13 protein-coding genes are annotated in these 12819 nt (G+C 54.8%); 7 read left to right on the top strand and 6 right to left on the bottom strand.

Annotated features, from left to right (window positions below; genetic code table 11):
* Window positions 1–18: 18 nt before the first annotated feature.
* Both Q3V30_RS10105 and Q3V30_RS10100 read left to right on the top strand, forming a co-directional pair.
* The gene (locus Q3V30_RS10105) at window positions 19–732 is read left to right on the top strand and encodes a GNAT family N-acetyltransferase (protein ID WP_306212903.1); all 714 of its coding nucleotides are present in this window, start codon (window positions 19–21) and stop codon (window positions 730–732) included.
* Window positions 733–897: 165 nt separating this feature from the next.
* A complete protein-coding gene (locus Q3V30_RS10100; RefSeq protein ID WP_306212901.1) occupies window positions 898–1866 on the top strand; it encodes a hypothetical protein in 969 nt (322 codons plus the stop codon).
* Between the two features lie 90 nt (window positions 1867–1956).
* Here Q3V30_RS10100 and Q3V30_RS10095 read toward each other — a convergent pair whose 3' ends face one another.
* Window positions 1957–2982, bottom strand: a complete 1026-nt coding sequence (locus tag Q3V30_RS10095) for an LLM class flavin-dependent oxidoreductase (RefSeq protein WP_306212899.1) — start codon at window positions 2980–2982, stop codon at window positions 1957–1959.
* Between the two features lie 87 nt (window positions 2983–3069).
* Window positions 3070–4038: a GlxA family transcriptional regulator gene (locus Q3V30_RS10090; protein ID WP_306212897.1), complete on the bottom strand. Its 969-nt coding sequence runs from the start codon at window positions 4036–4038 to the stop codon at window positions 3070–3072.
* 115 nt (window positions 4039–4153) lie between these two features.
* On the opposite strand from Q3V30_RS10090, the gene Q3V30_RS10085 reads away from it, so the two are divergent.
* From Q3V30_RS10085 to Q3V30_RS10075, 3 genes are all read left to right on the top strand, one after another.
* On the top strand, window positions 4154–4795 hold the full coding sequence (locus Q3V30_RS10085; protein WP_306213173.1) for an HD domain-containing protein: 642 nt from the start codon (window positions 4154–4156) through the stop codon (window positions 4793–4795).
* Between the two features lie 200 nt (window positions 4796–4995).
* A complete protein-coding gene (locus Q3V30_RS10080; protein ID WP_306212895.1) occupies window positions 4996–6819 on the top strand; it encodes a glycoside hydrolase family 15 protein in 1824 nt (607 codons plus the stop codon).
* A 59-nt stretch (window positions 6820–6878) separates the two neighbouring features.
* Window positions 6879–8057 carry a PQQ-binding-like beta-propeller repeat protein gene (locus Q3V30_RS10075; RefSeq protein WP_306212893.1) on the top strand — a complete coding sequence of 393 codons (1179 nt, stop codon included), beginning with the start codon at window positions 6879–6881 and terminating at the stop codon, window positions 8055–8057.
* Window positions 8058–8157: 100 nt separating this feature from the next.
* On the opposite strand, the gene Q3V30_RS10070 is transcribed toward Q3V30_RS10075, so the two are convergent.
* The gene (locus tag Q3V30_RS10070) at window positions 8158–8550 is read right to left on the bottom strand and encodes a YgiW/YdeI family stress tolerance OB fold protein (protein WP_306212891.1); all 393 of its coding nucleotides are present in this window, start codon (window positions 8548–8550) and stop codon (window positions 8158–8160) included.
* 142 nt (window positions 8551–8692) lie between these two features.
* Window positions 8693–8902, bottom strand: coding sequence for a DUF2767 family protein (locus Q3V30_RS10065; protein WP_306212889.1), 210 nt, complete (start codon window positions 8900–8902; stop codon window positions 8693–8695).
* A gap of 357 nt (window positions 8903–9259) precedes the next feature.
* On the opposite strand from Q3V30_RS10065, the gene Q3V30_RS10060 reads away from it, so the two are divergent.
* A complete protein-coding gene (locus Q3V30_RS10060) occupies window positions 9260–10153 on the top strand; it encodes an SDR family oxidoreductase (protein WP_306212887.1) in 894 nt (297 codons plus the stop codon).
* A 115-nt stretch (window positions 10154–10268) separates the two neighbouring features.
* Here Q3V30_RS10060 and Q3V30_RS10055 read toward each other — a convergent pair whose 3' ends face one another.
* Window positions 10269–10955 (bottom strand): N-acetylmannosamine-6-phosphate 2-epimerase, encoded by a 687-nt coding sequence (locus Q3V30_RS10055; protein WP_306213171.1) that lies wholly within the window; start codon window positions 10953–10955, stop codon window positions 10269–10271.
* A gap of 169 nt (window positions 10956–11124) precedes the next feature.
* Window positions 11125–12012 carry a LysR family transcriptional regulator gene (locus tag Q3V30_RS10050; RefSeq protein ID WP_306212885.1) on the bottom strand — a complete coding sequence of 296 codons (888 nt, stop codon included), beginning with the start codon at window positions 12010–12012 and terminating at the stop codon, window positions 11125–11127.
* Between the two features lie 116 nt (window positions 12013–12128).
* Here Q3V30_RS10050 and Q3V30_RS10045 point away from each other — a divergent pair, with 116 nt between their 5' ends.
* Complete coding sequence (locus Q3V30_RS10045; protein WP_306212884.1) at window positions 12129–12788, top strand: glutathione S-transferase family protein; 660 nt, start codon at window positions 12129–12131, stop codon at window positions 12786–12788.
* Window positions 12789–12819: the final 31 nt, after the last annotated feature.

The raw sequence follows: 12819 nt of genomic DNA, 5'->3' as shown, positions 1-12819 counted from the left end.
GGATAAGGAGTGCAAAACATGTGCATCAATCAATATGGTCAGCCAACCGGCGCGGAGTTACCTGACTGGCAACCGGTGCCCGAGCTGGTTCGCGGCACTTTACATGGCCGGTTCTCGCATTTAGTGCCTCTTGCTCTGGATCATTCAGAAGCGTTATTTGCCGCCTACTCTCTGGCTGGCGACGATCGTGACTGGACCTGGCTGGGCTCGATGATGCCGCGCACTCTTTCAGAGATGAGCGCCTGGATAACGGACAAGATCCAGGATAAGAGCCTGGTTCCCTATGCCGTGATTGACGAGAAAACCGCAACGGCCGTGGGTGTGGTCTGTTTCGCCGAGAACGATACAGAGCACGGTCTTACCGAAATAGGTCATGTCACCTGGTCGCCGCTGATGCAACGTACGGCCATCGGAACAGAAGCAGTGTTTCTTATGTTGCAATACGCCTTTTCACTGGGCTATCGCCGCGTGGCCTGGCGTTGTGATTCGCTGAATCAGGCGTCGCGTCGCGCGGCAGAGAGACTGGGCTTCACTTACGAAGGGCGTTTCCGTCAGGCTATGGTTCGTAAACAGCGTAATCGCGATACGGAGTGGCTGTCGATTATTGATGCCGAGTGGCCAGCGGTAGATAAAGCGCTGACAGCGTGGCTGGCAGAGGAGAATTTTACGGATGCAGGGGAGCAGAAAGTTAAGCTGGAAACATTATTAAAGAGGGTCCGTACCCCGCTCTGAAACAGCATAAAAAATGGTCTTATTTCGTTAAATATGGCCGCCGGTTTAACGCATAACTGTAACAGTTAGTGGTAATTTTTGAGACGAACCCTAACGCTATCCTGCTGTATTCCTTCTGCAGTCACGGTAAAATGGTTGATTCGAAGCAACCCAGGATAGCGAGGTATGATGTCTTATCGTTTCACACTGGCCGCGTTAACGGCCGCTTTAACCCTCACCGGTTGCGCCAAACATCAGCAGGCCGGTACGCCCGATGATTTCTTTAATGGCCCATCGCAGATCAATGTCTCTCATGTGATGACCCGCGCTGATGACGGTTCCTCTATCTTCCTGACGGTTGATGGCAATGATGCCGGTCCACTGCTGCCCGGTAAGAACACCGAAGTGCAGATCCCGGCCGGAAAGCATCAGGTGGGCGGTTATGCTCAGACGCTGCTTGGTCTTGGCCGCGTGACTATCCAGTCCATTGAGGTCACCACCAATCCTGGGGAAGTTACACAACTCGCCTATTCTGTGACCCGGGATAAACCGGTGTTTGTCAAAGAGGGCGTGACGAAGCTTCCGGCTAAGCCTGCCCCGGCCCCTGAACCGGCTAAACAGGAAGCAGCCCCGGCGCAGGAGAATCAGAACGCGGCAGCAACAACGCCAGTCACTGACACCACCGTACCGGCCGCCGTAACAGAGAACAGCGCGACTGCTCAGGCAACCGCGACGCCTGCGGCAACAACGCAGACGGCATCACCAGCGCCCGTCAGCGCTCCAGCGGATCCCTCTGCAACCACCACCGAAACAACGCAGAGTACAGTGACTTCTCAGCCTGCGGCTACAGAGACTACCCAGAGCGCGGCCGATTCACAGCCTGCAACCACAGCGGAGAGTTCACAGAGCACCGCTGCCACGCAGCCTGTGACCACCACCACAACGGAAACCACGCAGAGTACAGCCGCTTCTCAACCCGCGGCCTCTTCTCAGAGCACCACGGTTTCCCCATCTGCGACTACTACGGAAACGACGCAGGGCACCACTGAAGAGAGTTCTCCGGCAACAACTTCAGCAACCACTCAGAACAGCACCACAGAGCAGTCTGGAACCACCCCGCTTGCCACCGCCCAGACCTCGGGCAGCAGCGAATAATCCTGCTGACGTGGCGGAGAGAAGTGCGCTCCCCACGGCTCTGATGAGAGGAGGCTCTTCCGCCTCCTCTCTTCTCCCTTTACAGAGTAATCAGTCGCGCCAGCCCAGCGCCGGTGCAACATGCTTAAGAATCGACTCCATCACATGCGCGCAATATTCCACCCCCAGCTGGTTTGGGATGGTTAGCAGCAGGGTATCTGCCTCCGCAATCGCTTCATCTTTCGCTAACTGCGCTATCAGCGCTTCCGGCTCCGCTGAATAGCTGCGGCCAAAAATGGCGCGCGTCTTCTCATCCAGATAACCGATCTGATCGCCCCCTTCACGGCTGGCGCCGAAGTAAGCCCGATCGGTGGCGTTCATCAGCGCAAAAATGCTGCGGCTGACCGAGACCCGCGGCGTGCGCGTATGCCCTGCTGCCTGCCAGGCTTCACGATAGGCGCGGATCTGTTTTGCCTGCTGAATATGGAACGGCTCGCCCGTTTCATCATCTTTCAGCGTGGAGCTTTGCAGATTCATGCCCAGCTTTGCTGCCCAGATGGCGGTAGCGTTAGAACCCGATCCCCACCAGATACGCTCGCGCAAACCTGCCGAGAAGGGTTCTGGCCGCAGCAGACCGGGAGGATTCGGGAACATGGGCTGAGGGTTCGGTTTGGCAAAACCTTCACCGCGCAGCACTTCCAGCAGTTTTTCCGTGTGGCGACGGCCCATATCCGCATCGCTCTCGCCCTCTTCGGGCTGATAGCCGAAATAGCGCCACCCTTCCACCACCTGCTCTGGAGAGCCGCGGCTGATGCCAAGCTGTAGACGCCCGCCGCTGATCAAATCCGCTACGCCCGCATCCTCAGCCATATAAAGAGGATTTTCATAGCGCATATCGATCACGCCGGTACCAATTTCAATGCGGCTGGTTTTAGCGCCCACAGCAGCCAGCAGCGGGAAAGGCGCGCTTAGCTGACGGGCGAAATGGTGTACGCGGAAATAGGCGCCGTCAGCGCCCAGCTCTTCAGCCGCAACCGCCAGCTCAATGGATTGCAACAGCGCATCGGCTGCTGATTGTGTTGCCGACTGCGGCGACGGCGTCCAGTGGCCAAACGAGAGAAATCCAATTTTTTTCATGATTCAGGTCTCCTGTAGCAAAGAAATATTTCCCAGCCTGCAGCATGAAGGTGAACGCCTCCCGCTGGCAAGCTCATTAACTTCGGCTTAAGGGGCATTCTCCGGCGCTGCGATAAACCGCGTATAGACGCCTGGCGTCATCCCGGTTACCCGCGTGAATGCTCTGCGCATCACATCCACACCGGAGAAACCGCACTCGGTTGCAACTACTTTAGCGGCAAGACCTCGCGCCAGCAGCAGCTTAGCTTTCGCTACCCGCTCTCGCTCCAGCCACTGAGCGGGCGTGACCGAAAGCTCCTGACGAAAAAGCCGGCTCAAATGCCGCTCGCTGAGGTTCATATGCGCCGCCATCATGGCGACATTTTTCACGCTCTGCAGGTTGCTGCTGCTCCAGCGCAGCAAATCCTGGAAGGAGGAACGGCCACTTAAGGTAATGGAGGCGCTCCGCATAAAATGGCTCTGATTAACCGGCCGACGAAAGAACATTACCAGGTTATTCGCTACTTCCAGCGCGACTTCTTGTCCCAGATCCTCCTCGACCAGCCTGAGCGCAAGGTCCAGACCCGAGGTGACGCCCGCCGCGGTTCGCAGCCGCCCGTCCGCAACATAGAGTGCATCCGCGTCTACCCTGACCTCCGGATAACGCGCCAGCTCGCTGGCGCAGGCCCAGTGCGTCGTTACCCTCTTTCCCTTCAGCAATCCTGTCTGCGCCAGAAGCAGAGCGCCGCTGCAGATCGAGCCATAGCGCTGGCTTTGCAGACAGTAACGGCTGATGGCGGCCAATGCCGCCGCTTCCGGCAGGTAGTGAGCCATCTCAGGCGCGCCCGCAACAAGAAAGGTGTTAGTAGCAATCCCTTGCTTCTCGCTGAGCAGGCGGTCTGCCAGCACTCTGACTCCGGAAGATGAGTGGATGGTAAGCGACTCTGTCGCCATAACGCTTGCGGAATAGACCTGACGGTTCAGGATGCGATTGGCCTCGGTAAAGACGTCTACGGGGCCGGAAACGTCCAGCAACTGCACGCCAGGCACGGCCAGAATAACCATTTCATGTGGCATTGCTCCTCCGGTGTCCTTAAGGATCGTTTTGTCTCATTTCGTCGTAAAGAGACGGTTTAAGCCATTAATGATCGCCTTCAGACTGGGGCAAATCAATCCTGAAGAGTATAAAAAAATGACCAAGTCGATAAATGGCGTAGCGATCCCACAGAGTAAGATGGCGCAGGAAGTTACCGAGTTAGTACGCGATACGGAATCTGACCTGCTGTTCCATCACTCCAGCCGCATCTATTACTGGGGAGCACTGGCGGGCCAGCAGCGAGGCGTGAAGGTGGATGCCGAGCTGCTCTACGTCGGCTGCATGTTTCACGATATGGGGCTGACGCACGATCACTGCAGCTGCGATAAGCGGTTTGAAGTGGATGGCGCCAATGCAGCAAGGGATTTTCTGCAACGTTACGGCATCTCCCGGCAAGATATTAACAAGGTCTGGACCGCGATTGCCCTGCATACCACGCCCGGTATTCCGGAATTTATGGATCCCGAGATAGCACTGGTGACTGCCGGCGTGGAGATGGATGTGTTGGGTATAGGGTTCGACCAGTTTTCGCCACAGGAGATTAGAGCAGTGACAGGCTTACATCCCCGTCCGCTGGCATTCAAGGAGGAGATCATTCAGGCGTTTTATGAGGGCATCAAACAGAAACCGCAAACCACCTTCGGCAACGTAAAGGCTGATGTTATCGCAGATAAAGAGCCGGGCTTTACAGCGGGTAATTTCTGTCAGGTCATCCGGCAGTCACGCTGGCCGGGCTGATTTCGTGACGTTGTCACATGGGCGCAACTGAATACGTGACGTTGTCACCATGAAATGATTGCTCTGTTAACCCTCCATTCCCGGCTCCTTTATCTATACTTTTCAATCAGGAGCCGGGAACACTTCCTTTCAGGCACCCGTTGCAGTTACGCCAGCTCCCTTCCAGGCGTATAACTTTCCCTGACAAGGATGAACGAACGATGAAGAATAAAAGCTATAACACGCCAGAGCGGGATAATGGTTATGCCGAATTAGGTGACTATGCGGCCATCGGCGAGGGCCGGTCCGTGGCGTTAATTGCACCCGACGGCTCGATCGACTGGTGGTGCGCGCCCAATCTTGATTCCCCCCCCCTGTTTGACCGCATTCTGGATAGCGGCATAGGAGGTTATTTTCAGCTGGAACCCAACCAGCCTTATACCGTTGAGCGGCGCTACCGCAAAGACAGCAATATTCTGGAAACCTCCTTCAAGACTGAAACCGGAAGCGTGTTAATCACCGAGTCCATCAACAGTACGCTGGCTGGCAGGCTGCCATGGAGTGAGCTGGCGCGGCGTATTGAAGGCGTTGAAGGCGAAGTGGTACTGAACCTCAGGCTGCGCTTCGGCACCGCCGCAGAAACGCGCTCGCCGTGGCTGGCCGAGACGGCGCAGGGCACGGTTTTCCACATTGCCGATCTGATGGCAATGCTGCGTACCAGCGAAGATATCCAGCTCACCCATTGCGACGATGAAAAGGTCGAGGGAAAAGTCACCACCTCTGCCGGTTCCAGCTCGCTGGTGGCGTTGCTGGCCACCGAAAAGGAGCCGCTGGCTGTGCCCACGCTGGCGGCGATTGATGAACGAATTGAAACCAGTCACCTCGCCTGGCGCGACTGGGTTAAAAGTCTCAGCTACGATGGCCTGTTTCCGCTGCATGTAAAACGTTCTGCGCTTTCGCTGAAGTTCCTCTGGTATTCCCCCACCGGCGCGCTTGCCGCAGCGGCAACCACCTCCCTGCCGGAAGGCATTGGCGGCGAGAAAAACTATGACTATCGCTATGCGTGGGTGCGCGATGCCTGCCTGATTATCAAATCCTTTGTCTATCTTGGCGCGCTTGAAGACTCTAAAGCGGCCTTCTCCTGGCTGACCCATACCATTATTCGCCATGGCGTGAAGCTTCGTGCCTGCTACACCCTTAAGGGTGATGAGGTGCCTGCCGAGCGTTTCCTGCCGCTGGAGGGCTATAAGGGGTCGCAGCCCGTTCGGGTAGGCAATAACGCCCGGGATCAGGTTCAGCTGAGTATGTATGGCGATATGCTGGCTACCGCCCAGCTGTTTGTAGAGGCGGGACACGTTCTGGATATTGCCACCTCGCGCATGTTGGGAGAGCTGGCTAACTGCAGCGCTGACCACTGGCGGCAAAAGGATTCCGGGATCTGGGAGTTGCCTGACGAACAGCATTACACCCATTCCAAAATGGCCTGCTGGCTGGCGCTTGACCGGGCAGTGGCGATGGCGAAGGACCAGCATATCGAACCCACCTGGGTTGGACGGTGGGAGCGTGAGCGCGACCGTATCAGTGAATGGATTGAAACGCACTGCTGGTCTGAAAAGCGCCAGGCCTATCTCTTTTATGCCGGGAGTGAGGATCGGCTGGACGCTTCAATGGCGCTGGTTTATCACTACGGCAACAGCGTGAATCGCAAAAGAATGCTGGCGACCTATGAGGCGATCTACAGCGAGCTGGGGCATAACAGCGCGATGATCTATCGCTACAGCGGCGTGGAGCAGGAAGAGAGCACCTTTGTAGCCTGCTCTTTCTGGCTGGCGGAGGCTTTTGCCTCAATGGGTGAAAAAGAGCGTGCACAGAAGGCGATGGATGACATCCTCTCCTGCCTGTGCGATAAGGGCAATGTGGAAACCTTCAATGAGATGTTTGACGTGCGCACCAATAGCTGGCGGGGCAACCTGCCTCAGGGTTTGAGTCATCTGGCGCTTATCTGTGCGGCGCAGGCACTCTCTGAAGCAGATCGCGCTGGTTAACGCCCGGCCTGAACTGAAGTGACTTCCGGAAAGGGATAACGCATCCCTTTTCGGAAGGTTTGATCTTTATCCCGCTGGGTAACGCCACGCCCGACTATTTTGGCGGCCAACGTCGGCCGTTCGATGAAAAATATTCGACTTCGCTGGTGGCGCTCGATATCCATACCGGAGCAGAGCGCTGGCATTATCAGATGGTGCACCACGACGTCTGGGATTTCGATCTGCCCATTGGCCCTACGCTTGTGGATCTGCCTGATGGCAAGGGTGCAACCATCCCTGCACTGGTACAGACCACCAAAATGGGCCAGCTGTTCCTGCTGAACCGGGAAACAGGCAAGCCGCTGGCTCAGGTCACTGAGAAGCCGGTTCCTGTCACCCCAGCCCTGCCAGGGGAACACCTGTCACCTACGCAGCCAGATTCTGTGGGCATGCCCAACCTCTCGCCACCCGATCTGAAAGAGAGGGATATGTGGGGGGCAACGCCGGTGGATCAGCTGCTCTGCCGCATTCAGTTTCATCGGTATCGCTATCAGGGACAGTACACGCCGCCCGCCGAAGGCACTTCCATCGCCTATCCAGCTTTTGATGGTGTGATGGACTGGTACGGTGCGTCGGTAGATCCGCAACGGCACCTGCTGATTGCCAATACCAGTTATATCCCTTTCACCATGGAGATGATGAAAGCCAGCGAGGCCAAAAAACAGGGTCTGATGCAGGATTGGGCTGGCTGGGGTAGTAAGCAGGCCTACCCTAAACCCAAAGAGTTCTCCGTCGGGCCACAATATGGCACGCCCTGGGCGGCGATTGTTAAGCCCTGGCTTACCGCGCTTGGCGCGCCCTGCAGCGCACCGCCGTGGGGTAAGTTAGTGGCGATTGATCTTACTACGCGCAAAATTGCCTGGGAACGGCCAGCCGGTACCACCAGAGATATGAACGTCTTTGGCACGCATACTAATGCCCCGCTCCCTACGGGTATTTTTATGATGGGTGGAAACGTGATTACCGGTAGCGGGCTGATCTTTATGGGCGCAACGGCCGATGATTACCTGCGTGCTTTCGACGAACGCAGCGGGCAGGAACTCTGGCGGGCAAGATTGCCGGCAGGCGGTCAGGCGACGCCGATGACCTATACCGGTAGCGATGGCAGGCAGTTTGTGGTGATCGCCGCGGGCGGCCATGGCGGGCTTGGTACTCCTTCGGGAGATGCGTTAATGGCCTATGCGCTGCCCGCTCGCTAGCGAAAAAAGCCCCTGTAGCGTTAAAACTACAGGGGCTTTTATTCATGAAAGGAGAGAGTTTCAGTGACTCAAACCTCTTCAGACAGAGGTCAGAAAAGGATCAGGGCTTTTCGACTCTCTGTACCTGAAGATAACGTGCGTCCCCTTTCCCTTTCACATATCCGCTTACCCGCACCATATCCTTGGAGTTGTACTCTTTACCGTCCCAGGCAGGTGTGGGAACCTTAATGTTAATTTTGCCGGAGTCGTCACGCAGCATGTAGCTCTTATCATCAGTCTGTTTGATCAGATAGCCTTCAACGGTAACCCAGGCATTGTCACGCTGTGAGAACAGGGAGTGAATGGTACTTTCTCCGGTATCTTCAGAGCCTTTATAACCGGCATCTTTCTTATGAACCGGAGGCGGTGTTTCACCACTTTTGAATCCCCCTTCCGCAGCCATTGCATGGCCCGTGAAGGCAAGTATTGCGGCCAGTGCCAGCATCTTTTTCATTCTTTCTCCTTAATGTCTCAGGCTTTGCCCTGCTCGATGTGTCTTCTTTAAGCCTGGCACATCAGCGGAAATTTTCCTTATAAAATAACCCGCTCGCCTTAAAAGAGCGCCCAGTAAGTGAGGCGAGCAGCGACGATCTCTCTTATTCTGGTTTAATCAAACGAATGGCGTGCTCAAGAACCTTCTGCTCATCCCTGTCCGCGTCGGCACGATCATGTCGGGTTTTCTTTAAGAGATCCGTCAGCACTTCGCGGTGAGTATTATAGCCGCTTTCCGCCAGCACAATCACAGCGTCACCAATCACCCGGCAGACTTCGTCATAATACTCTTCACTCAGCACGTCACGTTTCATAGCTGTTCCTTTTTACCTTTGTCTCACACCGTTGTGGCCTAACCCTGGCAAATATTCACAGAGTAAACAAGCAGCAACACCCTTTGTAAAACTTACTTAACCTTTATTACCACTCGGGCAAAATCAGGCCCGAAGAATATTATAGTCGTTGTTCTCTCCCCTTCCACTTCAGCCTGAAGCGCGCTGTTTAAAATAACCGCATCAGCAGGCCACGCTTTTTGAAATGAATTAATTGCCTCTGGCTCTTTACAGAAAAAAATATTTCCCCCGAAGGCATTTTTTTCCAGTTTATATGTGACAACCCTCACATTTGTGCCAGGCTTATTGCTACTCGAATGAATAAAGAAGGAGCTAAATATGTCCAGCAACGATAAAAAATCTCTCTTATCCGTTGATTACCCTGCGCCGCCATTTGCGGAGCAACCCCAGCCAGTTCCAGGCCTGGCCAGTAAAATGATCCCGGTTCCCGATCATGGTGAAACTTCCTATCGTGGCTCAGGCCGTCTGGCAGGACGCAAGGCTTTAATCACAGGTGGTGACTCCGGTATTGGCCGCGCAGTGGCTATTGCTTATGCACGTGAAGGTGCTGACGTCGCTATTAATTATCTCCCTGAAGAAGAGTCCGATGCGGCTGAAGTTATTAAGCTGATTGAAGCGGAAGGTCGTAAAGCGTTTGCCATTCCGGGCGATATTCGTACCGAAGCTTTCTGCCAGACTCTGGTAAAAGAAGCGGCAACGAAGCTGGGCGGCCTGGATATTCTGGTTAACAATGCCGGACGCCAGCAGTTTAATGAATCTATCCGCACGTTAAGCACTGAAGATTTTGATGCAACATTCAAAACAAATGTTTACGCCATGTTTTGGATCACCAAAGCGGCAGTAGATTATTTACCGCGTGGCGCATCGATTATTAATACCTCTTCCGTGCAGGCTTTTCAGCCCAGCGATATTCTGCTGGATTATGCGCAGACTAAAGCCTGTATTGTTGCCTTCACCAAATCTCTGGCGCAACAGCTGGGTGAAGAAGGCATTCGTGTGAATGCGGTAGCGCCTGGCCCGTTCTGGACCCCGTTGCAGTCAAGCGGCGGTCAGCCTCAGGAAAAAGTAAAACAGTTTGGCGCCTCTGCCCCACTGGGCCGTCCGGGACAGCCTGCTGAGATCGCACCGCTCTATGTGACGCTGGCTTCTACCGAGAGCAGCTACACTTCCGGTCAGGTCTGGTGCACCGATGGCGGCACCGGCACGCTGTAAAAACTGTTATCAGTTAAACGGGCTGACAGCCTGAATAAGAGCCTCCCGAACGGGAGGCTTTTTTTATGCGTTTCATCCGCAACCGGGATATCAGTTGCTCAGACGAATATGGAGTTCAGGTACGTGACGGTAACGCCTCAACAAAGCGGGCGGTAATTTGCTGCGGACGCGTAATTGCGCCGCCTACCACCACCGCATGCGCACCAAGCTGCAGGCAGCGCGCCATCATCGCCGGGGTGCTGATATTGCCTTCCGCAATAACCGGTTTATTCACCACGCTTAACACCGCGCGCAGAAAAGCAAAATCATCATCGGACAGCACTTTACCTTGCGTCTCAGAGGTATAGCCATAAAGCGTGGTGCCAATGCAGTCAAAGCCCAGTGAAGAAGCCGTCTCTGCTTCCGCCACAGTGGCAATATCGGCCATCAGCAACAGCCGGGGATAGCGCTGGCGGATCTGTACAACCAGCTGAGCGAGCGATACGCCATCCGGCCTGGCATGAGAAGTCGCGTCCAGAGCGATCGCTTCCGGTGCGGCAACCATCAGCTCATCCACTTCCCGCATCGTGGCGGTGATATAGACATCACTGCCGGGATAGTTTCGCTTCAGAAGGCCAATCACCGGCAGACTGACCGTCTGTTTTATGGCCCGGATATCCACCAGACTGTTGGCACGAATGCCAGCCGCGCCGCCAGCCTGGGCGGCAAGCGCCATCCGGCTCATGATGAAGTCGCTGTGCAGCGGCTCCTCTTCCAGCGCCTGGCAAGAGACGATTAATTTTCCTTTTACCGCATCAAGCATCGACAGACTCACAGCGTCACCTCTTTTCACTTTCGTTATTTATAACGGTACCTGAGAAGCGTATAACAGTGCGAAGATCGTCCCCTCAGACAGGGAGCAAAGCTGAGGCCGCGAGCACACTTTTATTTTCCTGAAAAATTCCCACAGGCCTTCCAGGAATAGAGGGAAATTAGTTTCCAGATACCTCAATGAGATAAGTTGTCAGCGCCCGTACCTTAGCTGAAGGCTTAGGCCCTGAAGGAAACAGGGCAAACGCTTTCAAAGGCTCAAGCTCGTAGTCAGGCAAGATCTGAACGAGGCTGCCATCCTGCCGCTCTGGTGCAGACATGATAGTTGTCACGTTTGCAATGCCAAGGCCTGCCGCCGCCGCTGCCAGAATCCCGGGCGCAGCATCGATTTTAATTCTCCCACGCAACGTCACGACATGCTCTATACCAGCTTTCATCAATTTTAAGATGCTTTTCTCAGGAAAGCTTTGTTGGTGCAACAGCATCTCGTGAAACATCAGTTCTTCAGGCGTTTCAGGTACTCCTCTTCTGGCAAGATAAGCTGGCGAAGCCACTAACATCCGTGCCACCGATGCAATTTGCCGGGCGCCAAATGTGGAATCCTCAAGCGTACCCATTCGGATTGCCATGTCGACGCCGTTTGTTATCAGATTTTGCCTCTCATCCCGCATGGTGATCTCAACGCGCAGCTCGGGATAGCGTTCAAGAAAACCAGGCAAGGCGGGAATGATTGCTCGTGTACCGTACATAACAGGTACCGCAAGACGGATAGTGCCACGCAGGGAATCGATTCCCCTGGCTGCATCTTCCGCGTCCTCAAGGTCGGCAGCGGCCTGGCGAGCCCTTTCCAGAAACGCAGCGCCTGCTTCAGTGAGCGCCATGTTCCGGGTCGTACGTAGTAAGAGCTTTACTCCCAGACGCGTTTCCAGCCCCGTGACGATACGAGAGGTTGATGGTTGTGACAGCCCAAGCTCCTGAGCGGCACGAGAAAAACTTCCCGATTCTGCTACACGGGTGAAAACTTCAATCTCCAGCCAACGATCGCTCATTCATATTCCAAATAAGTGTTCTGCAAAACGACAGTATAATTTTATCCGGAGAAAAGGTTTATCCTGGTTTCGTCATCCTTTGATTTAAAAACCAACAGCGAAATATGAGGAAAACTATGTCCATTAAAATCTACGGCGATCCAGGTTCTGGCAGCCTTCGCCGGGTTACTGCCGCTGCCGCTATCATGGATATTGATATCGAACGTATGAACATCGATTTGTTCAAGGGTGAAAGTCATACCCCCGAATTTCTGCGCCTGAACCCGCACGGGCTCACCCCCGTACTTCAGGACGGGGATACCCTTATCTGGGAAGCGTCAGCCATTAACCTCTACCTTGCAGGGAAAAAGAATTCCAGCCTGCTTGGTCGGACACCCACAGAGAAGCTGGAAGTCCTGCAATGGATGTTCTGGTCTGGAGAGCAGTGGCGGATATTCTCGACCCTGCTCTTTAATGAGTGGGCGAACGCGACGTTCATGGATAAGCCAAAAACCGAGGCGATCGTCCAGTTAGCGATGACTAACATTAGCAATGCTGCAAACGTTCTGGAACGCCATCTCGCGACCCGTAATTTTATTGTCGGAGATGCGTTGACGCTGGCAGATATTGATATTGCCGCGCCTTTTTCGCAATACAAACGGACTGGTGCACCTTTTGAAGATTACCCAAATCTCTCCGCCTGGCAACAGCGCCTGCTCGATACCGTACCCGCATGGGCCGCTACTCGTGATGAAGTTGAACAGCGGATGGCTGGAGTCCTCAGCGCCCTGAACTGACCGCCAAACTCCTGAAGGTCACACATCACGA

The sequence above is a fragment of the Erwinia pyri genome (genome assembly GCF_030758455.1).
Classification (GTDB): domain Bacteria; phylum Pseudomonadota; class Gammaproteobacteria; order Enterobacterales; family Enterobacteriaceae; genus Erwinia; species Erwinia pyri.
The sequence above is the reverse complement of the archived record's forward strand: the minus strand, read 5'-3'. Positions and strand labels throughout refer to the sequence as shown.

What these genes read in the sequence shown, in the direction of transcription:
- Q3V30_RS10085 (WP_306213173.1), top strand. Translation starts at nt 4,154, where the DNA reads ATGACCAAGTCGATAAATGGCGTAGCGATCCCACAGAGTAAGATGGCG.
- Q3V30_RS10080 (WP_306212895.1), top strand. Translation starts at nt 4,996, where the DNA reads ATGAAGAATAAAAGCTATAACACGCCAGAGCGGGATAATGGTTATGCC.
- Q3V30_RS10100 (WP_306212901.1), top strand. Translation starts at nt 898, where the DNA reads ATGATGTCTTATCGTTTCACACTGGCCGCGTTAACGGCCGCTTTAACC.
- Q3V30_RS10060 (WP_306212887.1), top strand. Translation starts at nt 9,260, where the DNA reads ATGTCCAGCAACGATAAAAAATCTCTCTTATCCGTTGATTACCCTGCG.
- Q3V30_RS10065 (WP_306212889.1), bottom strand. Translation starts at nt 8,902, where the DNA reads ATGAAACGTGACGTGCTGAGTGAAGAGTATTATGACGAAGTCTGCCGG.
- Q3V30_RS10095 (WP_306212899.1), bottom strand. Translation starts at nt 2,982, where the DNA reads ATGAAAAAAATTGGATTTCTCTCGTTTGGCCACTGGACGCCGTCGCCG.
- Q3V30_RS10050 (WP_306212885.1), bottom strand. Translation starts at nt 12,012, where the DNA reads ATGAGCGATCGTTGGCTGGAGATTGAAGTTTTCACCCGTGTAGCAGAA.
- Q3V30_RS10045 (WP_306212884.1), top strand. Translation starts at nt 12,129, where the DNA reads ATGTCCATTAAAATCTACGGCGATCCAGGTTCTGGCAGCCTTCGCCGG.
- Q3V30_RS10090 (WP_306212897.1), bottom strand. Translation starts at nt 4,038, where the DNA reads ATGCCACATGAAATGGTTATTCTGGCCGTGCCTGGCGTGCAGTTGCTG.
- Q3V30_RS10055 (WP_306213171.1), bottom strand. Translation starts at nt 10,955, where the DNA reads ATGCTTGATGCGGTAAAAGGAAAATTAATCGTCTCTTGCCAGGCGCTG.
- Q3V30_RS10105 (WP_306212903.1), top strand. Translation starts at nt 19, where the DNA reads ATGTGCATCAATCAATATGGTCAGCCAACCGGCGCGGAGTTACCTGAC.
- Q3V30_RS10070 (WP_306212891.1), bottom strand. Translation starts at nt 8,550, where the DNA reads ATGAAAAAGATGCTGGCACTGGCCGCAATACTTGCCTTCACGGGCCAT.